This is a genomic window from Kitasatospora sp. NPDC087314, from assembly GCF_044744365.1.
GTDB lineage: Bacteria > Actinomycetota > Actinomycetes > Streptomycetales > Streptomycetaceae > Kitasatospora.
Genome location: NZ_JBIUYE010000003.1, coordinates 405,029 through 427,270 on the forward strand (window position 1 = coordinate 405,029; position 22,242 = coordinate 427,270).

The 22,242-nt window shown below is 70.2% G+C and carries 23 protein-coding genes and 1 riboswitch; of the genes, 16 read left to right on the plus strand and 7 right to left on the minus strand.

Translation table 11 applies throughout. From position 1 onward, the window contains the following. Positions 1-222: 222 nt before the first annotated feature. On the plus strand, positions 223-1,857 hold the full coding sequence (locus ACIO5E_RS08315) for a globin domain-containing protein (protein ID WP_400664952.1): 1,635 nt from the start codon (positions 223-225) through the stop codon (positions 1,855-1,857). A 13-nt stretch (positions 1,858-1,870) separates the two neighbouring features. On the opposite strand, the gene ACIO5E_RS08320 is transcribed toward ACIO5E_RS08315, so the two are convergent. Continuing rightward, positions 1,871-2,413, minus strand: a complete 543-nt coding sequence (locus ACIO5E_RS08320; RefSeq protein ID WP_280673940.1) for an NUDIX domain-containing protein — start codon at positions 2,411-2,413, stop codon at positions 1,871-1,873. A gap of 328 nt (positions 2,414-2,741) precedes the next feature. On the opposite strand from ACIO5E_RS08320, the gene ACIO5E_RS08325 reads away from it, so the two are divergent. Together ACIO5E_RS08325 and ACIO5E_RS08330 are read left to right on the plus strand one after the other, a co-directional pair. Then, positions 2,742-3,569 carry an IclR family transcriptional regulator gene (locus ACIO5E_RS08325; RefSeq protein ID WP_400664954.1) on the plus strand — a complete coding sequence of 276 codons (828 nt, stop codon included), beginning with the start codon at positions 2,742-2,744 and terminating at the stop codon, positions 3,567-3,569. 247 nt (positions 3,570-3,816) lie between these two features. Next, complete coding sequence (locus ACIO5E_RS08330) at positions 3,817-4,242, plus strand: SsgA family sporulation/cell division regulator (protein ID WP_400664956.1); 426 nt, start codon at positions 3,817-3,819, stop codon at positions 4,240-4,242. A 92-nt stretch (positions 4,243-4,334) separates the two neighbouring features. Here the strand turns inward: ACIO5E_RS08330 and ACIO5E_RS08335 are convergent, their stop codons facing one another. Next, positions 4,335-4,715, minus strand: a complete 381-nt coding sequence (locus ACIO5E_RS08335; protein WP_280673943.1) for a phage holin family protein — start codon at positions 4,713-4,715, stop codon at positions 4,335-4,337. Between the two features lie 128 nt (positions 4,716-4,843). Here ACIO5E_RS08335 and ACIO5E_RS08340 point away from each other — a divergent pair, with 128 nt between their 5' ends. The 4 genes from ACIO5E_RS08340 to thiC all read left to right on the plus strand — a co-directional run bounded on the left by ACIO5E_RS08340 (position 4,844) and on the right by thiC (position 8,526). Then, on the plus strand, positions 4,844-5,161 hold the full coding sequence (locus ACIO5E_RS08340) for a cupin domain-containing protein (RefSeq protein WP_280673944.1): 318 nt from the start codon (positions 4,844-4,846) through the stop codon (positions 5,159-5,161). Positions 5,162-5,194: 33 nt separating this feature from the next. Continuing rightward, complete coding sequence (tenA, locus tag ACIO5E_RS08345; protein WP_063348422.1) at positions 5,195-5,863, plus strand: thiaminase II; 669 nt, start codon at positions 5,195-5,197, stop codon at positions 5,861-5,863. 368 nt (positions 5,864-6,231) lie between these two features. Next, on the plus strand, positions 6,232-6,432 hold the full coding sequence (locus ACIO5E_RS08350; RefSeq protein WP_280673945.1) for a DUF5326 family protein: 201 nt from the start codon (positions 6,232-6,234) through the stop codon (positions 6,430-6,432). Between the two features lie 153 nt (positions 6,433-6,585). After that, positions 6,586-6,720: riboswitch (TPP riboswitch) on the plus strand. Beyond that, positions 6,715-8,526: a phosphomethylpyrimidine synthase ThiC gene (gene thiC, locus ACIO5E_RS08355; protein WP_400664957.1), complete on the plus strand. Its 1,812-nt coding sequence runs from the start codon at positions 6,715-6,717 to the stop codon at positions 8,524-8,526. Its footprint overlaps the riboswitch before it by 6 nt. Before the next feature lie 176 nt (positions 8,527-8,702). Here the strand turns inward: thiC and ACIO5E_RS08360 are convergent, their stop codons facing one another. Then, positions 8,703-9,809 (minus strand): serine hydrolase domain-containing protein, encoded by a 1,107-nt coding sequence (locus ACIO5E_RS08360; protein WP_400664958.1) that lies wholly within the window; start codon positions 9,807-9,809, stop codon positions 8,703-8,705. Positions 9,810-10,144: 335 nt separating this feature from the next. Here ACIO5E_RS08360 and ACIO5E_RS08365 point away from each other — a divergent pair, with 335 nt between their 5' ends. From ACIO5E_RS08365 to ACIO5E_RS08385, 5 genes are all read left to right on the plus strand, one after another. Further along, the gene (locus tag ACIO5E_RS08365; RefSeq protein WP_400665364.1) at positions 10,145-11,197 is read left to right on the plus strand and encodes a histidine kinase; all 1,053 of its coding nucleotides are present in this window, start codon (positions 10,145-10,147) and stop codon (positions 11,195-11,197) included. Further along, positions 11,185-11,829 (plus strand): LuxR C-terminal-related transcriptional regulator, encoded by a 645-nt coding sequence (locus ACIO5E_RS08370; RefSeq protein ID WP_400664960.1) that lies wholly within the window; start codon positions 11,185-11,187, stop codon positions 11,827-11,829. The genes ACIO5E_RS08365 and ACIO5E_RS08370 overlap by 13 nt, the downstream gene beginning before the upstream one ends. A gap of 47 nt (positions 11,830-11,876) precedes the next feature. Then, positions 11,877-12,017: a thiamine biosynthesis protein ThiC gene (locus tag ACIO5E_RS08375; RefSeq protein ID WP_400664961.1), complete on the plus strand. Its 141-nt coding sequence runs from the start codon at positions 11,877-11,879 to the stop codon at positions 12,015-12,017. Between the two features lie 946 nt (positions 12,018-12,963). Continuing rightward, complete coding sequence (locus ACIO5E_RS08380; protein ID WP_400665366.1) at positions 12,964-14,619, plus strand: ice-binding family protein; 1,656 nt, start codon at positions 12,964-12,966, stop codon at positions 14,617-14,619. 288 nt (positions 14,620-14,907) lie between these two features. Beyond that, positions 14,908-15,060, plus strand: a complete 153-nt coding sequence (locus ACIO5E_RS08385) for a thiamine biosynthesis protein ThiC (protein WP_400664962.1) — start codon at positions 14,908-14,910, stop codon at positions 15,058-15,060. A 204-nt stretch (positions 15,061-15,264) separates the two neighbouring features. Here the strand turns inward: ACIO5E_RS08385 and ACIO5E_RS08390 are convergent, their stop codons facing one another. Further along, the gene (locus tag ACIO5E_RS08390) at positions 15,265-17,022 is read right to left on the minus strand and encodes a Mu transposase domain-containing protein (protein ID WP_400664963.1); all 1,758 of its coding nucleotides are present in this window, start codon (positions 17,020-17,022) and stop codon (positions 15,265-15,267) included. On the opposite strand from ACIO5E_RS08390, the gene ACIO5E_RS08395 reads away from it, so the two are divergent. From ACIO5E_RS08395 to ACIO5E_RS08405, 3 genes are all read left to right on the plus strand, one after another. Then, positions 16,953-17,210, plus strand: a complete 258-nt coding sequence (locus ACIO5E_RS08395; RefSeq protein ID WP_400665372.1) for a hypothetical protein — start codon at positions 16,953-16,955, stop codon at positions 17,208-17,210. The genes ACIO5E_RS08390 and ACIO5E_RS08395 overlap by 70 nt on opposite strands. 88 nt (positions 17,211-17,298) lie before the next feature. Then, positions 17,299-18,072, plus strand: coding sequence for a hypothetical protein (locus ACIO5E_RS08400; RefSeq protein WP_400664965.1), 774 nt, complete (start codon positions 17,299-17,301; stop codon positions 18,070-18,072). Between the two features lie 506 nt (positions 18,073-18,578). Then, entirely contained in the window at positions 18,579-19,025 is a 447-nt protein-coding gene (locus ACIO5E_RS08405) for a DUF5994 family protein (RefSeq protein ID WP_400664967.1), read from the plus strand. A 143-nt stretch (positions 19,026-19,168) separates the two neighbouring features. Here the strand turns inward: ACIO5E_RS08405 and ACIO5E_RS08410 are convergent, their stop codons facing one another. Both ACIO5E_RS08410 and ACIO5E_RS08415 read right to left on the minus strand, forming a co-directional pair. Beyond that, positions 19,169-19,630 carry an SRPBCC family protein gene (locus ACIO5E_RS08410; RefSeq protein ID WP_400664969.1) on the minus strand — a complete coding sequence of 154 codons (462 nt, stop codon included), beginning with the start codon at positions 19,628-19,630 and terminating at the stop codon, positions 19,169-19,171. A gap of 17 nt (positions 19,631-19,647) precedes the next feature. Continuing rightward, positions 19,648-20,004: a VOC family protein gene (locus tag ACIO5E_RS08415; RefSeq protein ID WP_400664971.1), complete on the minus strand. Its 357-nt coding sequence runs from the start codon at positions 20,002-20,004 to the stop codon at positions 19,648-19,650. Positions 20,005-20,117: 113 nt separating this feature from the next. Here ACIO5E_RS08415 and ACIO5E_RS08420 point away from each other — a divergent pair, with 113 nt between their 5' ends. Continuing rightward, positions 20,118-20,903 carry a helix-turn-helix transcriptional regulator gene (locus ACIO5E_RS08420; protein WP_400664972.1) on the plus strand — a complete coding sequence of 262 codons (786 nt, stop codon included), beginning with the start codon at positions 20,118-20,120 and terminating at the stop codon, positions 20,901-20,903. Positions 20,904-21,176: 273 nt separating this feature from the next. On the opposite strand, the gene ACIO5E_RS08425 is transcribed toward ACIO5E_RS08420, so the two are convergent. Continuing rightward, complete coding sequence (locus ACIO5E_RS08425; RefSeq protein ID WP_400664974.1) at positions 21,177-22,187, minus strand: hypothetical protein; 1,011 nt, start codon at positions 22,185-22,187, stop codon at positions 21,177-21,179. Positions 22,188-22,242 lie beyond the last annotated feature (55 nt).

Sequence of the window (22,242 nt, forward strand, 5' to 3'; positions counted from 1 at the left end):
CACGGCCGGGTCGCCCTGGGTGCGGGGAACGCCACCCAGGGCGACGGGTCGCGAATCGGGTGAGAGTAGCGCGTCCCGGGCCCAGGTGTCCGGGCTTCGCGTGATTTGTCGGATGAGCAGTTCGGGCGTGCCACGCTGCCTAGGCGTCAGCAGAGACAAGCCAGGTGGTGGCGCAGGCCGGCCGGAGGCGAAACGATTCTCTTGGGTACTCGAAACGTTGCGGTGAAGTCCCGCAGAACACTTCTGGTCCGTACCGGGCACGGCTCGGCGGGGGTCGCCTCCGTCCCGGGCCTGCCGGAGTCCCCGCCGGCCGCGGTGGCGGGAGGGCCGGCGGGCGGGGTGGCGCCCGAACGGCCGCCGATGCCGCTGGACCCGCCCGCCCTCCCGCCGCAGGCTCCGGCGGAGGCGCCCACGGCCGTCCTCCCGGTGGTGCCGGACCACGCGCCGGTGCCGGTGTACGAGGCGGCCCCCGCGTCCGCGCACCCGGCGTTCCCCGACCCGCCGGCCCAGCCGCCGGCCGTCCCCGCGCCCAGCTACCCGGAGCCGCCTGTCGCTCCGCCCGCCGCGCCCGCGTTCCGTCCGCTGTTCACCGACGCGCCCGGGCTCAACTGGGCTGGTCCCGGAGACAGTTGGAGTCGATCCTGGGAGGCTCGGCCACTCGCCGACGGTCGGCCGGCCCCGCTGCCCGCGCCCGACCGGAGCAGCTCCGCCGTCGAGCAGCCGCCCACCGCACGGGACGTCGAACTGATCCGGGCCAGCCTGGCGGTCGTCGAGCCGGTCGCCGACCGGGCCACCGCGCACTTCTACGCGTTGATCTTCCTGCACCACCCCGAGGTCCGGGCGCTCTTCCCGGCCGCCATGGACGTCCAGCGCGACCGCCTGTTCCGCGCCCTGCTGGCCGCCGCCCGCAGCGCCGACGACCCGGACGGCCTGCGGGTCTACCTGAGTGCGCTCGGTCGGGGCCACCGCCGGTACGGCACGCTGACCGGCCACTACGGCCCGGTGGGCGAGTGCCTGGTGCAGGCGCTGGCCAGGTACGCGGGCTCCCGCTGGGACGCCGAGACCGAGCTGGCCTGGCGCCGGGTCTACCGGCTGGTCTCCTCGATCATGATCGAGGCCGCCGAGGAGGCCGCCCGCACCTCGCCGCCGTGGTGGCAGGGCGAGGTGGTGCGGCACGAGCGCCGTACCCGGGACGTCGCGGTGATCACGGTCAGGCCGGACCAGGCGTACCCGTACCGGGCCGGGCAGTACACCAGCCTGGAGACGCCCTGGTGGCCGCGGGTCTGGCGGCACTTCTCGTTCGCCTCGGCCCCCCGCCCGGACGGGCTGCTGACCTTCCACGTGAAGGCCGTCCAGGCCGGCTGGGTGAGCAACGCGCTGGTGCACCGGGCCGCGCCCGGGGACGTCCTACGGCTGGGCCCGGCGGCCGGCTCGATGACCTTCGACCACGCCGCCGGTGCGGACCTGCTCTGTCTCGGCGGCGGGACGGGCATCGCGCCGATCCGCGCGCTGGTCGAGGAGGTGGCCGAGCGCGGCACGCCGGTCCGGGCCGTCGACGTGTTCTACGGGGCCCGCCGCGCCGCCGACCTGTACGAGCTGGACGGGCTGGACGAGTTGGCCCGGCGCCATCCGTGGCTCACCGTGCGGCCGGTGCTCTCCGGCATCGGGCCGGCCGACGGCGCGCTGACCGGCGAACTGCCGGAGGTGATGGGCCGGTTCGGGCCGTGGGCCGGTCGGGAGGCGTTCCTCAGCGGGCCGCCCGCGATGGTCCGCCGGGGCGTCGGGGTGCTGCTGCGGTCCGGCGTGCCGGCCGAGCGGATCCGGCACGACCTGGTGGGAGACCTCGCAGCGGTCTGACCGGCGGGGCCGGTCACCCCAGGTCCGGGGCGAGCAGTGCGCGGATGCCCTCGATGTTGGCCGCCAGGTACGCCCGCAGCCGGGGCGGGACGACGTTGACGGAGGTCACGCCCTCGCGCGTGAACGGCAGCCGGACCACCTCGTACTCGCCGTTGGGCTCGTCCACCTCGGGCCCGTGCCGCCGGCTGAGGTCCATCGAGGCGAGCCGGCAGACGAAGAAGTGCTGCACCTTGACCCCGTGCGGGTGGAGCAGCGTGCCGTCGTCGTGGTGGGTGTGGCTGATGGTGTCGACGAAGGCGGGCACCACGTCGACGATCTTGCCGCCGAGCTCCTCGTCCACCTCACGGTGCAGGGCCTCGACCACCGTGCGGTCGCCGCGTTCGACCCCGCCGCCGGGGGTGATCCAGTACGGCCGGGGCGAGCCGGGCCGGACCCGCCGGATCAGCACGATCGAGGCCGGGCCGTACGGGTCCTGCGGGTCGAGCTCCAGCAGGATCGCCCGCGCGGTGCGCTTCACGACCGGGCGGGGCGGCGGGGTTCGGTTGTCGGGGCCCATGGCGACCTCCGGGGCTGGAGCGTTGTGCGGGAGTCTCCCGCGGGGCGGTCCGGGCGAAACCCGTCCGAACCGGTGCGTCCGTTCGGGGGCAGGGAGTAACCAGGGATGGATCTTGGATAACGAAGGTGAATCTTAAACCGATCTTGCAATTATTGATCGATTCTGACAATTTACCTTTGATTTGAAGGATTTTGCCGAGTGAACTGCATGAGAGTGATTGCAGGGAGGTCGTCCCTGTGCTGCAATGAGCCACTATCGGGCAGATCGGAGTGCTTCGCTCCGGATGCCCTTTCTGTGCATTGACTCGGGCTGGGGGATGGACGTGGCCATGGATCAGATCGCAGAGCCGTCCAGGACGGTCCGCACCGGGCGCGTCGCCAGGTCGCCGACGCCCACCTCGCCGCCGGGCAAGAAGGGCCGCGGCCCCACCCTGATCGGCTCCGTCCAGCGGGCGCTGCGGCTGCTGGAGGCGGTCGGGGGCTTCCGGCAGGGCGCGACCGCCAAACAACTGGCCCGCGCCGCCGGGCTGCCGCTCGGCACCGCGTACCACCTGCTGCGGACCCTCACCCACGAGGGCTACCTCCGGAGGGTCGACGGCCGGTTCGTCTACGGGGAGTCGGTGGACGGCATAGGTCGGGCCGAAGGCCGGCAGGCCGACCGGTACGACCTGCGGGCGCGGATGCAGCGGTTACGGGACGAAGTCGGGGCCGCCGTCTACTTCGCGCTCTACCGGGACGGTGAGATCCACGTGGTGGACATCGTGGACGACCCCGGCCGCCCCGCCGTCGAACCCTGGGCCGACCTCCGGGCCACCGCCCACGCGCACGCCATCGGCCAGTGCCTGCTCGGCCAACTGCCCGAGGAGGAGCGCCGTGACCACCTCACCCGCCACCCGCCGACCGGGCTCACCCCCTCCACCCTCACCAGTGGGGCCGCCGTGCTCCGCCGCCTCGCCTCCCTGCGGCCGACCATGCCCGTCCTGGAGCGCCAGGAGTACGCGCTCGGCACCGTCTGTGCGGCCGTCCCCATCACCATCGGGCCGGTGGTCGCCACCATCGCCCTCTCGCTGCCGGTCGAACAGGCCGACCGGCTGACCGCCGTGGCCGGCCAACTGCGGCGCAGCGTGGGCGCGATGAGCCCGTCGTTCGTCCTCTGACGCTCCTTGCGCCAGCGCGGATCCCGTTCGTTCACCATTTGAAAAAGCACACCTTGTCCACTACGTCCCCAAACATGGACGATGAGGATCGAACAGGGATCGGTTGCACAAAACCGTCAAAAAGGCCGGACGACCCACCCGGCCGCTCTCACCCCACATCCCGGCGAAATGTCAGCGAACTGCATGTCCGGCCGCCGGCGGACCCACAGCACGCCAACGGTCGGGCAGAACGAGAGGTACTGGCGCCATGCAGCAGAGCACAGTCCAGGGTCACCTGGTGATGAACCTCGTGGTCTCGCACGAGCTCTCCTTCCGCATCGTGGTGGACCTGGAGTACGACCCCGGTGACCCGTACGCCCTCCGGTTCACCTTCCACCTGCCCGGCGACGAACCCGTCACCTGGGTGTTCGCACGCGAGCTGCTGCTCGACGGCTTCAGCCGGCCCTCCGGCGAGGGCGACGTGCACATCCACCCGGTCGGCGGGGAGCTCGCGGAGGTCTGCGTCGTGCTGCACTCCCCCGACGGGGACGCCCTGCTGCGGGCCCCGGTGCCGCCGCTGATCGCCTTCCTGACCCGCACCGACCGGCTGGTGCCGATGGGTCAGGAGATCACCGGGAGGGAACTCGACGCCCAGCTCGCGGACATCCTCAGAGGATGTGAGAACGCGGGGTGAGCGGCCGCGCCGCCACCACCGACGAGGGGCCCGCGCCGGGTGGTCCACCCGGCGCGGGCCCCTCTCGTGTTCGGTCTCGTGTCCGACCGGACTCAGTCGTCGTCCAGGGCCAGGTGCAGGCCCCAGGAGACCAGGCTGATGATCAGCGAGCCGAGCAGCGCCGGCACGAAGCCGGTGACGTGGAAGTCCAGGTTCAGCTTCCCCGACGCCCAGGAGGTCAGCCAGAGCATCAGGGCGTTGATCACGAAGGTGATCAGGCCCAGGGTGAGGATGAACAGCGGGAACGAGAACAGCTTCACGACCGGCTTGATCAGGAAGTTGACCACGCCGAAGACCAGGGCGACGGCGACCACCGTCAGGGCCTTGTGCTGCCAGTCGGCCTTGCCGTCGGTGAGTTGGATACCGTTGACGATCCAGGCGGCGACCCAGATGGCCACCGCGTTGATCAGTGTCTTGATGAGGAAACCCTTCATGACGCCCAAGCCTGGCAGGCGCCGCCGTCCCGGGGGAAGCTCTCCTCGGCCATGTTGGCGCCGGTGGTGTTGGATGCCCCTGGCGGAGGGCAGCCCGGACAGCGGACGGACGAAGGAGGAGGGCAGCGGTGCAGCTGTTCCGGCTGGACGAACTGGACACCGAACGCGCGGCGAACGACGGCGCGTACCTGCGCTTCCTGCGCGAACCGCGGATGTCCGCCGGGCTCTACGCGCTCTCCCCCGGCGACACCGACCCGCAGACCGCGCACGACCAGGACGAGATCTACCAGGTGATCAGCGGCCGCGCCGAACTGACCGTCGGCGCCGAGACCGCCACGGTCGGGCGCGGCACCGTCGTCTACGTCCCGGCCGGCACCCCGCACCGCTTCCACCACATCACCGAGGAGCTCCGGGTGCTGGTGGTGTTCTCCCCTCCGGAGGCCTGACCGTCCGGGGCCTGACCGTCTAGGGTCCTGGGCATGAGCAAGAGCCTGACGGAAGAACTCTGGGCGGCCATCGAGCCGGTGTACGCCGAGATCCTCGCCCACCCCTTCATCGGCGGCCTCACCGACGGCACCCTGCCGCGCGCGGCCTTCCGCCACTTCGTCGTCCAGGACTCGCACTACCTGCGCGACTACGCCCGCGCGCTCGCCGTCTGCGCCGCCAAGGCGCCCGGCGAGGAGGACGTGCGGGCCTTCGCCGACGACGCGGTCGGCGCGCTGGCCGCCGAGCAGGGCATGCACGCCGAGTTCCTGACCGCCTTCGGCGGCAGCGCCGAACAGGCCGCCGCCGAGCCGGTGCTGCCCACCACCCGCGCCTACACCAGTTACCTGCTGGCCACCGTCTACGGCGGCTCCTTCGCCGAGGCCGTCGGCGCGGTGCTGCCCTGCTACTGGATCTACGCCCGGGTCGGCGAGGCGCTGCTCGCCCAGGGCTCCCCCGACCCGCTGTACGCCAAGTGGATCGCCACCTACGGCGACGAGGCCTTCCAGTCCGTCGTCCGCCGGGTACTGGCACTCACCGACCGGCTCGGTGAGGAGATCTCCCCGGCCGAACGGCGTCGGGTCGTCGAGCACTTCACGACCACCTCGCGCTACGAGTGGATGTTCTGGGACGCGGCCTGGCGCGGGGAGCGCTGGCCGGTCTGACCAGCTCATGGCCGGGTGGGCCCGGGGCCGGGACGGTCAGGGTCGGGGCCTCGGGGGTGGTGACGGTGCGGTCAGGCGTGGCTGAATCCCCCAAGTAGCCGTGGTGCAGGGGCAGTTCCGGAGAGTCCGACATCTCCTGGACGCGTGGGGCCGGCCCGGTTCTCAGGTCGCTCCGAGGATTTCCCGGGGGCCTTCCCGGAGGTCCGGGCGGGGTCTTTCCCCGGGGCCCGGGTCGGGGTGATCTAGGGGTTCTCTCCGGGCCGTCGGGCCTCGTTACGGCACTGGCGTCCCCGTACGATCGAAGTACCGAAGCAAGCGGGATGCGGCACCGGACGGCAGCCGACCCCACGGGGAGAGAAGGAACGGACATGGCTGAGCTCTGGAAGTCGCTGCCCGCCTGGGTGCGCAACATCGTCATCCCGGTGCTGGTCCTGGTGCTGCTCTGGAACATCGTGGGATTCGTCTTCGGTGTCGTCGGTGCGCTGCTGAGCATAGTGATCAAGGTGCTGGTGGTCGTCGGTATCGCGGCCGCCGTGGTGGTCCTGGTGAAGAAGGCCGCCAAGGGCTGAGGGAACGCCCGAGGCCCGGCACCCCGCGACGGGGCGCCGGGCCTCGGGCGTTTCGGCGTGCTGCCACCGGCTGCCGGATCCCCTCCGTGGACCCCCTCTGGACCTGCGGCGATCGGCTCGCTACCGTGTTGGGCGTCGTGTGCAGGCAACACCGCCTGTGGACGCGGGAGCTCGGAGCACCGGGCTGAGAGGGCGCTGACCGGGACGTCGACGGACGGACCGACGGCTGCGTCGACCGCAGGAACCTGACCGGGTAATGCCGGCGTAGGGAGTAGAGGTCAGATGACCACGTTCGAAGCACAGCCGCAGTCTGCCCGGAACAGCGCCGTCACCAGCGCGGGCACCGGCTACCCGACCCCGGCCTGGCGCAAGGCCTACCGCGAGGGGTCCCGGCCCGACCTGCGGGTCCCGTACCGCGAGGTGCAGCTCACCAACGGCCGGACCGTCCCGCTGTACGACACCTCCGGCCCGTACACCGACCAGGCCTACGAGCCCGACGTGCGGCGCGGCCTGCCCGCCCTGCGCGACGCCTGGATCCGCCAGCGCGGCGACGTCGAGGAGTACGACGGCCGCGAGGCGCGCCCCGAGGACGACGGGATCAAGCACACCTCGCCGCGCGGCGGAAACCTGCGCAACCTGGACGCGGTGTTCCCCGGCCGCCCGCGCCGTCCGCTGCGCGGCCGCGGTGGTGCCGCCGTCACCCAACTCGCCTACGCCAAGCGGGGCGTGGTCACCCCCGAGATGGAGTTCGTGGCGCTGCGGGAGGGCCTCGCCCCCGAGTACGTGCGGGCCGAGGTGGCCCGCGGACGGGCCGTCATCCCGGTCAACGTGAACCACCCCGAGGTGGAGCCGGCCGTCATCGGCACCAACTTCCTGGTGAAGATCAACGCCAACATCGGCAACTCCGCCGTCACCTCCTCGATCGAGGAGGAGGTGGAGAAGATGACCTGGGCCACCCGCTGGGGCGCCGACACCGTCATGGACCTCTCCACCGGCCGCAACATCCACACCACCCGCGAGTGGATCCTGCGCAACTCCCCCGTGCCGATCGGCACCGTGCCGCTCTACCAGGCCCTGGAGAAGGTCGACGGCAAGGCCGAGGAGCTGAGCTGGGAGGTGTACCGGGACACCATCGTCGAGCAGTGCGAACAGGGCGTCGACTACATGACCGTCCATGCCGGCGTCCTGCTGCGGTACGTCCCGCTGACCGCCCGCCGCAAGACCGGCATCGTCTCGCGCGGCGGCTCGATCATGGCCGCCTGGTGCCTGGCGCACCACCAGGAGAACTTCCTCTACACGAACTTCGAGGAGCTCTGCGACATCCTCGCGAGCTACGACGTCACCTTCTCGCTCGGCGACGGCCTGCGTCCTGGCTCCATCGCGGACGCCAACGACGAGGCGCAGTTCGCCGAACTGCAGACCCTCGGCGAGCTCGGCCGGATCGCCCGCGAGCGCGACGTCCAGGTGATGATCGAGGGCCCGGGCCACGTCCCGATGAACAAGATCAAGGAGAACATGGATCTCCAGAAGGAGATCTGCGACGAGGCGCCGTTCTACACCCTCGGCCCGCTCACCACCGACGTCGCCCCCGGCTACGACCACATCACCTCGGGCATCGGCGCCGCCATGATCGCCTGGTGGGGCACCGCGATGCTCTGCTACGTCACGCCCAAGGAGCACCTGGGCCTGCCCAACCGCGACGACGTCAAGACCGGCGTGATCACCTACAAGATCGCCGCCCACGCCGCCGACCTCGCCAAGGGCCACCCCGGCGCCCAGGCCTGGGACGACGCCCTGTCCGACGCCCGCTTCGAGTTCCGCTGGGAGGACCAGTTCAACCTGGCCCTCGACCCGGAGACCGCCCGCGCCTTCCACGACGAGACCCTCCCCGCCGAACCCGCCAAGACGGCCCACTTCTGCTCCATGTGCGGCCCGAAGTTCTGCTCGATGAAGATCAGCAAATCCATCAATGAGAAGTTCGGCGGCGGCGAGGCCTCGCCGGAGTACGACGAGGCCGCTGTCGAGGGCATGAAGGCCATGTCCGAGGAGTTCAAGGCTCAGGGGAACAAGGTCTACCTGCCGATGGCGGACTGACACACCACACCCGAGTGCCGCCCTGAGAGCTCTACGCTTCTCGGGGCGGCGCTCTGCTGTCGCTGGGCCGCACGGCGTTGATGTTGTTCGGATTTCGGCGGAGACGGTCATCAAGGGTGATGTGGGTGGCCCCGGAAGTTGCCCCCTCCCCCCGCACCCGCGCCGTGCGGAGGACCTCATCGTCGCTGATGGTCGGCGTTCGGAGTCGTGCACAGAGCGTCGTCGACCAGCCTGCTCTCGGCCTGTTCCACGCGTAGGACGTCGTCCGCGGAATCGGCTTGGACACCCGACAGTGAGACGGTGACGCTGCGCTGGCCGTCGGCGGTGACGCCGTCGGCGGTGATCCAGCCGGAATCGCCGCCCTCGTGGCCCCAGTACACCCCGCCGCAGGACAGCGGGCGTGAGAAGAGTCCCAACCCGTCACGGGCGCCCGGCATGAGCTGCTCGAATTCCTTGCTGACCGGGACGGTCTGTTCCATCAGCGTCAGCTGCGCCGGCGGCAGGAGCCGGCCGCCGAGCAGGGCACGGAAGAATCGGTCGAGATCGGCGGTGGTGGAGACGAGCCCGGCCTCCCCGTTGGTGCCCTGGCCGACCTGCTCGGTGACGTCCACGAGCGGCTCGCCGGCCTTGAACCTCTGATAGGTCTCGGCATGTGGCTGGGGCAGTGTGGGTGAGGTACCCGGCCAGAAGGTGTGATCGAGGCCGAGCGGCCGGACGATCCGGTCCATTACCTCCTCATGCCAGGGGTGCCCGGTGACCCGCTCGATGATCATGCCGAGCAGGACGTAGCCGGTGTTGCTGTAGCTCCAGCCCGCGCCGGGCTGGAAGTCCGGGCGGTGGAACATCGCCCGGGCGACGGTCTGCTCGGGTGTGTAGGTGTCGTACCGGTGCTGGCGGAAGTCTTCCGCCGAGGTGTAGTCCGGGTAGTCGTCGTGGATACCGCTGGTGTGCTGGAGCAGTTGGCGAATGGTGATCGCGCGACCGTCGTTACCGTTTCCGGACACCAGGCCGGGCAACCAGCGCTCGACCGGGTCATCCAGGGAGAGCCTGCGGTCGCCGGCGAGTTGCAGGGTCACTGTGGCCACGAACGTCTTGGTGACGCTGGCTATCCGGAAGTAACCATCCCGGGGGACCGGCTGGCCGGCTGTCAGGTCGGCGGCGCCGCTGGTGACGGTCAGGTACCGGTTGTCCGAGGTGACCAGGAGGGACTGCACTCCCGTCACGCCGACCGCGGTGATCGCGTCCGCGTCGCGCTGGAGCTGGGTTTGGTCGTCATGTGGCACGGCGGCCCGCTCGCCGGGTGCACAGGCGGAAAGGGTTCCAGCCACGACAGCGGCCAGCGCCAGGCTCCGTCCGATGGATCGGCCGCGCCGCCGTGGTGGACGAGTCGGTGAACTTGTCATGGGCGTTGACCCTAGGTCTGGCTGAGGTGCGCAGGCGCTACCGCTCACCAGTGTGAAAAAGGGGTAGTGGGCTGTAGTGTCGGGATAGGTGACGATAACTCAGACTCGTGTGAGTGAATCACCAAGAAACCAGAGGGTTTTCGGCGATGTGGCGCGGTCTGGGTTATCTCCTGGGAAGCCTGTCGACCGCTGTGGTCGCCCTGTTCGCGTTGCCCGTGCTCATCGTCCCGACGGCGACTCGCGCCTGGGCGTCCTGGCATCGTCGCCGCGCTGACCGGCTGCTGCTCTGCCCGCGTTCCGATCCCGTCCGTTGCGGTACCTGGCGCGTTCTCGCGTGGTTGTGCACACACATCATGACCAGTCTGGCGTTCGGGGTCGTCGTGGCGCTGTGCGCGGGCAACGCGGTAGCCACAGCCGTCACGGTGCCCTTGTGGTGGGCCTTGCCCGCCGGCACCCGCGCGGGCGGCTTCGCCGCCGGTGCTCCACTGTCCGGGTGGGGCACGGCATTGACCCTGGGGACCGCACAAGCCGTCGTCTTCGCGGCCCTGACCTACTGGTTGGTTCCACCGCTGGCGCGCCTACACGCCCGGATCTGTGGTGTGTTGCTGTCCCCCTCGGCCACCGAGAGATTGGCGCGGCGCGTGGAGACGCTGGCCGAGACGCGGGCCGACGCCATGAAGGCGCACGGCGCGGAACTCCGCCGGATCGAACGTGACCTGCACGACGGCACCCAGGCCCGGCTGGTGGCCATCGCGATGCGGCTGGGCGTGGCCCGTGAGGTGCTGAGCGAGGACCCCCAGACGGTGGCCAGACTCTTGGAGGAAGCGCATGAGAGTACCGAGGAGGCCATGGCGGAGCTTCGTGCGGTGATCCGGACGATCTACCCGCCGATCCTCGCCGATCGCGGCCTCGCCGGGGCGCTGGCCGCACTGGGGGCCCGATCGGCGATCGACACCACCCTCGACATCGGCAATCTCGGCGCGATACCCGCCGCGGTCGAGGCCGTGGCGTACTTCACGATCGCCGAGGCGCTCACCAACGCTGCCAAGCACGGCCGGGCCACCCAGATCAACGTCCGTGTCGCACGCGACGATGACCGGCTGTCGATCGAGGTCACCGACGACGGAGTCGGCGGCGCCGACGAGACGCTGGGTACCGGCATCGCCGGAATCCGCCGGCGCGTCCTGGCGCTCGATGGCACCACCCGTATCCACAGCCCCGGCGGCGGCCCCACTGCGATCACCGTGAGCCTGGCGTGCGGGTCGTGATCGCCGAGGACAACATTCTGTTGTCCAATGGGCTGGAACTCCTGTTGACCGCCAAGGGTTTTCACGTTGCCGCGATCACCCAGGACGCCCCCGGCTTCGTCGCCGCCGTCACCGAACACCGACCGGACGTCACCATCGTCGACGTACGGCTACCGCCGACCTTTCGCGACGAGGGTATCCACGCCGCCATCCACGCCCGCCGCCGGCACCCCGGCCTGCCTGTGCTCGTTCTCTCCCAATACGTCGAGCAGCAGTACGCCGGCGAGCTGATCTCCGATGGACGCGGCGGCGTCGGCTACCTTCTCAAGGACCGGGTGAGCAGGGTCAGCGAGTTCATCGACGCGCTGCGACGGGTCGCCGCCGGCGGTACTGTCATGGACCCCGAGGTGATCGGGCAGCTCCTCACCCGCCCCGCCCACGACCCGATTGCCGCCCTCACGCCACGCGAACGCGAAGTTCTCGCCCTGATGGCCGAAGGAAAGGACAACGCCACGATCGCGGCCCGGCTCGTCATCACCGACAACGCCGTCCACAAACACATCGGCAACATCTTCGCCAAGCTCGGACTCTCGCCGACCGACAGTGGCCACCGCCGCGTCTTGGCAGTCCTCACCTATCTCAGCCGCCATTGACCGCTTCTGGCGTCCAATGTGCCCTCTTCGGACTGAAGTTGTCGTCGATGAAGATCCGCGACGAGCACCGCGACGGCTCCACCGCCGTGGACACCGGGTACGACGCGGAGGCCGTGGCCGGCATGAAGGCCAAGCCGGAGGAGTTCGCGGAGTGCGGCAACCGGGTGTACCTCCCGCTCGCCGACTGACATCGCAAACCGTACGGGCGGCCGTTCCGGGGATCGATGCCCTGGAACGGCCGCCCGTACGTGGTCAGCTCAGGTGCCCGGCCATGGGTGCTGGGCCGTTCACCGACCGGCCACTGATCTTCCGGTCTTCGAGCGCGATGAGGACGTGTGCCGGGACATCGCCACACCGACGAGTCCCTTGATCAGGGCGCCGGTGGACCCGGTCGTCGTTGTCGGCCATCACGCCGTGGATCGGACAGCCCTAGGCCGGATTCCCCCGGAGTGTCTTGATCAACTCCTCGCGTGCCGCCATGTGCGGGTTCTCTCGACAGATCAGGCAGGCAGCAGATCGGCCGATGCCGCTTGATGGAGATCTCGCAGAAGATCCGCGACGAGCGCGGCGACGGCTCCACCGTGGTGGCCACCGAGTTCGACGCCGAGGCCGTGGCCGGCATGCGGGCCATGTCCGAGGAGTTCAAGGCCCAGGAGGTCGGGCCCACCTCCCGCTCGCCGACTGGCGGCAGGTGCCGAGGCGATGGGCTGGGATCCCGGAAGGGGTGTCCGGCGCAGCGCCGCCGGGACGCGGCCAAGAGGAAAAACGTTACTGCTGTTGCGCTGGTGACGGCCTGGGCAGCCGGCGGCGGACGGCGGACGCGGAGGGAACCCGGCATTCGGCATGCAGGCGAACGACATGCTGGAGCGGGGGAAATTCCGCGATCGGCGCTGGTGCGTCACTCCGTTGCATCTTTACGAGTCTCTTCCTTTTATGTTGTTGTAGCGCAGTGTAGTGCGTCGGTGACTCTCCATCACTTCGCCTGGCTGGCAGTCGCTCTTCGTGGCCCCTCCGGCGCGAGTGCGAGGGCGTGTTGCCGGATCGGGAACTCACCAGCGGTGCTCTGAATCCCCTCTTCGGGTGACGGAGTTCAGTGGCGACAAGAAAGGTCTTTGTCCTATGGCAGTCGATGCCATGTTGTCCGCTCCACCAGGACGAGGGCGTAAACGCTCTCGGCTCGCGGGGGCGTCCGTCCTGCTGTCCGGATTGACGTTGCTTGCGTCGGCCGGTCTGGTCACGAGTCCCGCGCATGCCGCAGCGGCACCAGTGGGGCTGGGGACCGACACCAGCTATGCGGTCCTGGCGGGCTCAACCGTCACCAACACCGGCTCCAGCACCATCAACGGCGACCTGGGGCTCTTCCCGGGCACCAGCGTCACGGGCTTTCCGCCCGGAACCGTGAACGGGGTCCAGCACGTCAACGACGCGCAGGCTGGGCAGGCCCAGTCCGACCTGGTCACCGCCTACAACGACGCCGCCGGTCGGGCCCCCACGGCCATCCTGACCTCTCCCGGCGACATCGGCGGACTGACGCTGACGCCCGGCGTCTACAAGGCGAGCTCGTCGCTGAACCTCACCGGGACCGTCACGCTCGACGCCATGGGCGACCCGAACGCCGTCTTCATCTTCCAGATCGGCTCCACCTTGATCACGGCTCCGTCGAGCGTCGTCAGCCTGGTCAACGGAGCACAGCCCTGCAATGTGTTCTGGCAGGTGGGTAGCTCCGCCACCATCGACGTCAACTCCTTCTTCAAGGGCAACATCCTGGCCCTCACGTCCATCAGTGTGAACCACGCCTCGGTGATCGAAGGTCGCGCCCTGGCGCGCAACGGCGCCGTCACGCTCGACGACAACACCATCACGCGGGCGGCCTGCACCGTCGGCCCGCCTGGACCGAGTGGTCCGCCTGGACCGAGTGGGCCTGCCGGCCCTCCTGGTGCTGCCGGTTCTCCGGGTGCGCCTGGTCCTAATGGTGCGCCTGGTCCTAACGGTTCGCCGGGCGCTCCGGGTGCGCCTGGTCCTAATGGTGCGCCTGGTCCTAACGGTTCGCCGGGCGCTCCGGGTGCTCCCGGTCCCAACGGCGCACCGGGTGCTCCTGGCGTCCCCGGTGCGCCTGGTCCTAATGGTGCGCCTGGTCCTAACGGTTCGCCGGGCGCTCCGGGTGCCCCCGGTCCCAACGGCGCACCGGGTGCTCCTGGTGCCAATGGCTTGCCCGGTGCAAACGGTGCTCCTGGTGCCAATGGCTTGCCCGGTGCAAGCGGTTCGCCCGGTGCCAACGGTTCGCCCGGTGCCAATGGCTTGCCCGGTGCAAACGGTTCGCCCGGTGCCAACGGTTCGCCCGGTGCCAATGGCTCGCCCGGTGCAAACGGTTCGCCCGGGCCTGCCGGGCCCGCCGGCCCTGCTGGCCCTCCTGGCCCCGCCGGTCCGGCAGGGCCGCCCCAGCATCCAGGCGGTCACGGCGGTCATGAGCACGGCGGTCATGAGCACGGCGGCCATGAGCAAGGTGATCACGGCAACGGCCAGGGCAACCACGGCAACGGCCAGGGCGGTCACGGCAACGGCCAGGGCGGTCACGGCAACGGCCAGGGCAACCACGGCAACGGTCAGGGCGGTCACGAGCAGGGTGGACCGGCCGGACATCCGAAGGAGGCGGGGCAGGTACTCGCCGCCACTGGTTCCGGCACATCGATTGGCATGGCGGTTGGTTCGGCGGCCGCCATCGCCCTTGGAGGCTCGGTCCTCATCCTCGTGAGGCGTAGCGGACGAGCTGCAGCCCGCCGCCGGCACTAGCCCTCGCAGGGATGAGCGTCGAGCGTCCCGAGCGGATCCACTTCCCGCCGCCGGACTGACGTGTCAGCTGACGGGCGCTGTTCCGCAGGGCTGTGCAGGCCTCTCGGAGCAGCGCCCCGTCGGCTTGTTCGAGCATCATCCATCAGTCAGCCAACAGTGATGTCTCCGTCGGGCGTACCAATCCCCCCATGCGCGGCCTGAAGTGCCCAACTTGACCAGGTAGCCGCAGACTCGGTGCCGATTGCGCGGGCGAGGCGGGTTGTCCCGGTTCGGTTCATGTTCTGCTCGATGAAGATCAGTCAGAAAATCCGCGACGAGCACGGCGACGGTTCGACGGCCGTCTCCAGCGGCTTCGACGCCGAGGCCCTGGCCGGCATGCAGGCCAAGTCCGAGGAGCACGCGGAGCGAGGCAACCGGGTTTACCTCCCGCTCGCTGACTGATCACTGCCGCACGACGGGGTGCTGGCGTGGGGTGCCCGAGATCCCCGGAGAGCACCCCGTCGCGTCTTCGGGGGCTTCTGCCGGTACGGTGCTTCTTCGGGGCCGGGGAAGCCCGGCCCCGCGACGTGGCTCGGCGTGCAGTGGGCAGTCGGGCTGTGCACCGTCTACGACGTCGCCACCGCCGGCGAAGCGCGTGACGGTCGCTCAGCTCCCGGCGTTGTCGGCCGGGCGGCCCCGTTGGGCGGGCACCCGCGGCGTCGCGGTGTTCTGCTCCTCGCCGGGCTGGCGGGTGGGCGGGACTCCGAACCGGGCACGTAACGCGTCGGCTTCGGCCAGGGCCTGCGGGGACGGCGGACGCGGTGTGTTCCGTCGGCAGAACGGGGCGTCGGTGGGCGCCGGTGTCGGGTGCCGCTCCAGTACGGCGATGGCGCTGCTGGGATCGACGACCGTCAGCCCGGCCCCCGCCGGGGCGAGCAGGCAGCGGGCGATGACGGCTCCGGCGGGTGTGGCGATGGACAGGTGGGGCTGGTCGAGGCGCTGGTGGACCTCCACCGGGGCGCCGGCCAGGTGGTCCGGGATGGCGTAGAAGTTGCCGCGGAAGGGCACCAGGCCCTGGGCGGTGACGGTACGGCGGGCTCGGACGCGGACTGGGTAGGGCGTGGCGGGCAGCTCCCGAAGTGCTCTGGTGCCTGTGTGCGGGCCGCCGACCGCAGGGTGTGCGTCGTCGGTGCTCCCGCCCCGGGTGTTCAGGCGCGCGGCGAACCGGCCCAGGCTGTGCCAGGCGTCCTGGAGGGTGCTGTCCTTCGTCTCCGCGCGCCACCAGGAGCGGAGTGCCTCGTCCAGGGTCCGGCGCGTGTACGAACGGCGTTCGGCCGGCAGGCGACACTCGACGCGCACGCCGTAGTGTCTGGCCACCTGCCCGAACGCCGGTGTCACCCGGTCGGTCCGCGGGCACCACACGGTCGGCGTCCGGCCGAACCGCCAGCACCCGGCGGTGCCGCCGAGCCGTCTCAGCACGAGGTCGACGGCTTCCACGAGGTGGGGCAGTTCCTGGTCCTCCGCCAACGCTACTGACCAACGGCCGATGCCGTTGCCGAGGCCCGTACCGGTGAGCGAGCCCAGTAGCAGGCACGCCCGGTTGCCGTAGCCCCAACTCGCCGGCGGCTCGGGAAGCCGCAGCCAGTCGAACTCGACGGCCACCTCGCTCCGCTCGGAAGCGGATCGGCTGCTCGCGGCCGTAGCCGCATCCTGGCACTGCTCGCAGCGCGGCCGGGCCTGGTGTCTCCGCAGGGCCCGGGTGAGCGTCGAATAGGCGCCCGGATAGCCGAGGTCGACGACCTCGTCGAAGAGGACGGTCGCGGCAAGGTGCGGGTCCTCCGCAAGGCGCTGGCGGCAGTACGGCAGGAACCGGAGGAAGCCGTCCTGGGAGGAAATTCGGATGCCCGGGGTCCGCTCGCCGTGAAGGTAGGACCTCACCGTTTTCCGATCACGCCCGAGGTGTCGGGAGATCCTGATTATCGACCATCCTTGGCGATGAAGCCTCGCCGCTTCCAGATATTCCTTCCAGCTGAGCAAGAAGCCTCCCAGGGGCGAAGTCGGCTCGGCGCAAGTCGATGAATATGCCAAGGGCAAACTGGAAACATAGCACCTCGCAAAAAGGAGAAACGTTTCTCTTGTCATGGTTTTGCATGGGGATTTTCGGAGAGCATCGTCGATGGCGAGTATAGAATTACCTTCGCTCTGCCTCTTTGGGTGAGTTCTGTGGTCGACGGAAAAATATTCACCCCTCGCGCCCCCTCCTGGGTAGTTTCGTAGAGCATCTCCGGTATCGAATATGGAAGGACGCCCGGATGCCGTAAGAACCGAGCTCGCCGCTTCTCGTTGATGAACCCGTGACTTCACCATGCCTGCCCTACGCCTCGTCGCTTCCCGTGCGGGAGCCGGTCGCTCCGCTCGGGACATGGCTCTTCGTCCCCGACCGCCGGAACGCCGTGGGCGACGTGTCCACCGGCTACCTGTCGCGCAACGGCGAGCGCGTCGTCCTGTCGTACACCTCGCGCCCGTTGGCCGACCTCGTACGGACGATCAGCCAGTTGGAGAGCGACTTCGCCACGCGGATCGGCTCCCTGCTCTTCTCGGACGAATCATGACGCCGCCGGTCGCACCGAGATCCCCGGCACTGGCCCGGGCCGGTGACCGGATCAAGCCGCAGCCAGGCGACCGCGTGGGGAGCATGCCGTGTACGACCGTGTGACCGGGCTTCTCAGCCCATACGGGGACCGTGGCTACGGCGAGCCGGATGACGAGGCATGGACCACGCCCCGTGACCGTGTCCGCGAGGCGACCCGTCCGGCGGACGACTGGTACGACGGCGGCTTCGCCCGTGACCTCGGCCTCGCGTACGGCGACGCGCAGGCGTTCAGCTCCATCGTCACATCGGCCGGCAATTGGGAGGACGAGACGGCGTTCGTGCCGCCTCCGCGAGCACCGGTCGACCCGTCCGGCTCGCCCGGGGCCGGTCGACCGGTCGGCCCGTCGGCCTCTCGGCATCGCCGACGGTCTGCTCTTCCCCGCCCGGCCTGGCCCCACCTGATCAGCTCCGTGTTCGGCGCACTGACGGCGGTGACGGTGACCGCGGCCTGCGTACTGGGCTGGGTGTTCTCCTACGGCCCCTTGCAGGAACTGGCGTTCTCAAGCGTGCCGCGCGGACTGTCGCAGTTGTGGCCGGTGGTCGTTTACGGACCGTGGCTCGCGGGTTGTCTGTCGGTCCTGCGCGCCGTCCAGCACGGACGTCAGCCGTTCCACGCCTGGGTCGTAGTCGTGCTCTTCTCCGGCCTCGCGGCCGGACTGTGCGTCGCCGGCGTCCCCTGGACGCTGTCCGCCGTCGTCGTCGCCGGGCTGCCCCCGATCACCGGCGTCATCTCACTCCATCAGCTGGTGCGCCAACTCACCGCCGCCCGGGGCGCGCGCCAAGGTCTCGACCGTCAGGCCGGGCACAGGGCGCGCCGGTGAACCGCGGCAACCGGTCGCAGGTCGACGGCTGAAGCCGCGGTCGAAGGTCCGCCGGTGTCCGTGATCAGTTGCCACTCGGTGGTTGCTCAGCCGACCTCGATTCTTCAGCCGCCCGCGGTCGGTGATCGTCTCGGCGGTTGGCCCGTAATGTCACGATGTTCGACGCCGAGGCCGAGGCGGGCGTCCCTACCTGTGGGCGAGCCCTCTTCCGGAAGCCGGGAGAGGGCTCGCCGCTTGAACCGGTGCCGGCCCGCTCCGGGAGCTGGATGGGCTTCCCGGAGCAGGGTCTGCCGGGCTGTCCTTCACCAGGAACGAAGCCGGAACGGGTACCGGAATGCGGGATGCCCTGGATCACTTCGAGCCTGCTCCCGTGGCGAGCGGCCCGGGGAGGACCGCTGCGGAGTAGCGTGGGAGACAACCGAGGACATTTCGCACACCGGCATCAGCGCCGACGTCGCCCTGGGTCGTGATGGGTCCCTCGTGGACCGGACGGGCGGCTTCGTATGATGCCGATTCCTTTCCCCACCTTCTCCTCTCCCGGGTCGTGGTCGGTGCCCGGCACCCCGCTGCTGCCGCGGCTGGAACTGGAGCCGACGATGTCGCGGGAGGGCGTCTTCGACGGCGCCTGGTGGCCCCGCTCGAACCACGTCCTCGCCGAACTGCCGGACCTGATCACCGCGCTCGGCGCCCACTTCGGGCGCATCGTCCGGGTCGGCCTCGACACCACGGCCTGGGACGGCGTGCCCCGGTCCGTCGCGGCGAACGGCCTGACGATCAGGATCAACTGGTTCCCCGGCAGCGATGCGACGATCAGCGTCACCCGGGGCTTCCAGGACCACTTCCTGCTGCTGGTGGTACCGCCCGGCACCGACCCGGTGACGGCCGCCTCGGCGATGGTCGGCGCCTCGGCGACCGGAAACCACACCCCGGCGGCAGAACTCCTGGTCGGCTGACCGACGGCCGTCATCGCGCCCGGGCGGATCCAGGGCCGAAGCCGTGCTCGATGAAGATCAGCAGATCCCGCCGGCCGACCGACACGCTCTGAGCGCCGTCCCGAGGGTGTCTCCGATCCCCGGGGCGGCGCTCAGCCGTCGTGTCATCGAGCCGAGGCCGAGGCAGGGGCCGGCCCGGTCGGGTCCGGTCCGGTCGGGGCCGAGGAAGCGGCCTCCAGCGTGCGGCGGATCACCGCCGAACCGTGCTCGACGAACTCGGCGATCGGTGCGGCCAGAGCGTCGGGCAGGACGTCGGTGTGCCAGACGAATCTCGTGCGACCGCCGGCCTCCGGAAGGGCCTGCATGGAAGCGTGGTGGTGGGACGGGTGGAGGCTGCCGCCGATGACCGTGTAGGCGACCCGCATCGCCTCGTGGTCGAGGTCGACGAGCCGTTCGAGCACGATCGTGCCATCGGCGAAGGCGACGGTGCGGGTGTCCGAGCTCAGACGGGTGTCGGTGACGAACCCGGGCACCAGCCGCTCGTGCACCGCGCCGTAGTCGCTGAGCACCGCCCACACCGCTTCGGGGCGGGCGTCGATGACGAGTTCCTTGTGGATCGAGGCCATGGGTGATCGACTCCTGGTCAGGCCGAAGCGATGCAGAACAGGTGGCCCTCGGGGTCGGCGAGAACGGTCCACTCGCCTTCGCCGGGTTGGAACTCCGGCTTGGTCGCTCCCGCCGCGAGCAGTTCCTTCACCGCGACCTCAGGATCGGCGACCGTGAAGTCGAGATGGGCGTGCTTCGCGGCGTCGGGCCAGCCGGGCCCCCGGTAGCCGGTGATCCGCTGGAAGGCCAACCCGACTGGCCCCCTGCCGAGTTGGACGAAGTCGTCGTCGGCCTGCCCGACGTCCCAGCCGGTGACCTTGCGGTAGAACTCGGCGAGGGCCCGGGGATCGGCGCAGTCGATGGTGATCGCGGTGAGCTCTGCGTGGACGGCCATGGATGGCTCCCTTCGTGTCGTCACGTGGGTCCCAGCATCCGGGGCGACGGCGCCGAAGGTCTTGAAGATCCTTGCGGGCCGTTCTGTCCTACCCGGCCGGTACCGTTCGCGGCATGCTGTCCGCTTCGATCCTCGCCGCCCGGCCGGAGTTCACCGTGGCAGTGGTGGGGTGCCGCTCCGACCACACGCGGTGGTCACAGCCGGAGACCCGCGACGACCACCGCCTGGTGCTGGTGCAACGCGGTAGGTTCCGGCGATCGGCCGACGGCACCGACGCCGATCTGGACCCGACCATGGCCTACTTGGGCGTGCCCGGGGAGGAGGAGCGCTTTGCGCACCCGCTCGGCGGTGACGTCTGCACGTCGGTCAGCTTCGAGCCCTTCCTCCTCGGGCGCCCGTCCGCCGTGACGACGGTGTACGTGGACGCGCGCGTCGATCTCGCCCACCGCCGTCTGGTCGCCGCCGCGGGCACCGGCGACATCGACTACGCGGTGACGGAGGAACTGCTCCGCCTCGTGGCGGCCGCGGCCGGCGAGTCGGCTGTCCGCTCCCGGCCCGCCGATCGGGAGCTGGCCGCCGCGGCGCGGGAGGCGATCACCGAAGAGGTCCCGGAGGCCGGAGGGCTCTGCGCACTGGCCGCGCTGTTGGAGGTGTCGCCCTACCGACTGAGCCGGGCGTTCTCGCGGGAGACGGGTGTCTCGCTGACCCGCTACCGCAACCGCGTGCGCGTCACCCGGGCCATGGACCGGATCGCCGAGGGCGCCCCCAGCCTCGCCGATCTGGCGGCACAGCTCGGCTTCGCCGACCAGGCGCACCTGACCCGCACCATCCGCGAGCACGTGGGGCACACACCCACGGTGCTGCGTCGGCTGCTCGCCCCCGGTTCGCGCCCGTCGTGAGCCAGGGACGGGTGAATGTGCTGTCCACAGGCTGAAGTTGTCGTCGATGAAGACGGATGCGCCGTGTTGGGACGTGCAGGGGCTTCCCGGCACTGCGCTCAGGCTGCCTGCCCGGCGCCGTAAATGATCGTTATGGGCAGGTGCCGCCCGTCGAGGCGGTTCGCATCCCCGGCTTCGCTCGCAGCCACGACGGGGTCGCGCCCGCCTCTGCCGAACGTCCTGGGAACGGCCGGTACCCCGGGCGGCCTTCGCTGTCCGGGGCACCGGTGTCGGTCAGTTCTGGGCGGTGGAGGTGGACGGGACGGGGGTGCCGTCCACGGTCACCAACGCCTTCACGGTGGTGTCGACCGGGCCCTGGTCGGTGTCCGGAGCGAGGCTGAGCCAGTCGGAAGTGAGGATGACCCCCTGCTGCACGGTGAAGTCGGCGAGTGACAGCCGCACCTTGTAGTGCTGGCTCGCACCCTTGCCGAGACCGCCGACCACCGGCGGCAGCTTCCAGACGTTGTCCGAGCCGGGGACCGTGACCCACCGTCCGTCCTGCAACACGTCCAGCTTGAGGGTGGCCGGGCTCGGGCGGGAACCGTCGCCGAAGCGGAGCGTCGGGTTGATCGTCGAGTCGATGCCCGCGCCGTTGTTGGTCAGGTTGAGATCGGTCTCGAACGACTGCTTGTACGAGACGGTGCCCCAGTTGGTGAAGTTTTGGACGAGGGCGCCGGTGGGGGAGGCGACCGGCAGCGTCAGCGGGTCGCTGTTGGTGCTGTCGTTCAGGTCGTTCGCCAGCCCGACCTTCACGGCGGTGTCGTCCGCCGGGAGGGCGGCTTTCAGCTTGAAGGAGACCGCCCAGCTATAGGTCGCGTGGGCCGGCACCGTGAAGGGCGCGGAGGACATGTGGTTCTCGGGCACGACGGCGCCGGCGAAACCGTTGGAGCCCCAAGTCGCCACGCCGGAGGTGGCCGGCGCGGAGATCGCCTTGGCGCTGAAGTCGATCCAGTTCCATCCGTTCGGGGCGGAGCCCACCGGCGTGACGGTCACCGCCGGGTGGAACGGCTGGTCCTGGTCGGAGTTGTTGGTGACGGTCATCGTCAGGTCCGCGCCGTTGCCACCGCGGGTCAGCGGCGCCTGCCCCGCAATCGGCTCCAGGGTGGCTACCAGGGGCTTGGCGTTGCTCGGTGCGGGTGTGTCGGCGAAGGCGGTCGCCGGGGCGAGCGCGGCGGTGCCGGTGGCGGCCACCAGCGTGGCGGCGGCGAGCAGGCGGGAACGGCGGGTGGACGAGTGCGCGAGCATGGGTGATTTCCCCCCCAGAGGAACCAAATGCAGACGTCTGCTGTGGTCGGTCCGC

Bases quoted from the DNA above. Each gene is read 5' to 3' on its own strand.
- ACIO5E_RS08410 (WP_400664969.1), bottom strand. From the start codon at position 19,630: ATGGCCTCGATCCACAAGGAACTCGTCATCGACGCCCGCCCCGAAGCG.
- ACIO5E_RS08325 (WP_400664954.1), top strand. From the start codon at position 2,742: ATGGATCAGATCGCAGAGCCGTCCAGGACGGTCCGCACCGGGCGCGTC.
- ACIO5E_RS08335 (WP_280673943.1), bottom strand. From the start codon at position 4,715: ATGAAGGGTTTCCTCATCAAGACACTGATCAACGCGGTGGCCATCTGG.
- ACIO5E_RS08420 (WP_400664972.1), top strand. From the start codon at position 20,118: ATGCTGTCCGCTTCGATCCTCGCCGCCCGGCCGGAGTTCACCGTGGCA.
- ACIO5E_RS08380 (WP_400665366.1), top strand. From the start codon at position 12,964: ATGTTGTCCGCTCCACCAGGACGAGGGCGTAAACGCTCTCGGCTCGCG.
- ACIO5E_RS08415 (WP_400664971.1), bottom strand. From the start codon at position 20,004: ATGGCCGTCCACGCAGAGCTCACCGCGATCACCATCGACTGCGCCGAT.
- ACIO5E_RS08390 (WP_400664963.1), bottom strand. From the start codon at position 17,022: ATGTCCCGAGCGGAGCGACCGGCTCCCGCACGGGAAGCGACGAGGCGT.
- ACIO5E_RS08405 (WP_400664967.1), top strand. From the start codon at position 18,579: ATGCCGATTCCTTTCCCCACCTTCTCCTCTCCCGGGTCGTGGTCGGTG.
- ACIO5E_RS08350 (WP_280673945.1), top strand. From the start codon at position 6,232: ATGGCTGAGCTCTGGAAGTCGCTGCCCGCCTGGGTGCGCAACATCGTC.
- ACIO5E_RS08385 (WP_400664962.1), top strand. From the start codon at position 14,908: ATGAAGATCAGTCAGAAAATCCGCGACGAGCACGGCGACGGTTCGACG.
- ACIO5E_RS08330 (WP_400664956.1), top strand. From the start codon at position 3,817: ATGCAGCAGAGCACAGTCCAGGGTCACCTGGTGATGAACCTCGTGGTC.
- ACIO5E_RS08425 (WP_400664974.1), bottom strand. From the start codon at position 22,187: ATGCTCGCGCACTCGTCCACCCGCCGTTCCCGCCTGCTCGCCGCCGCC.
- tenA (WP_063348422.1), top strand. From the start codon at position 5,195: ATGAGCAAGAGCCTGACGGAAGAACTCTGGGCGGCCATCGAGCCGGTG.
- thiC (WP_400664957.1), top strand. From the start codon at position 6,715: ATGACCACGTTCGAAGCACAGCCGCAGTCTGCCCGGAACAGCGCCGTC.
- ACIO5E_RS08375 (WP_400664961.1), top strand. From the start codon at position 11,877: ATGAAGATCCGCGACGAGCACCGCGACGGCTCCACCGCCGTGGACACC.
- ACIO5E_RS08320 (WP_280673940.1), bottom strand. From the start codon at position 2,413: ATGGGCCCCGACAACCGAACCCCGCCGCCCCGCCCGGTCGTGAAGCGC.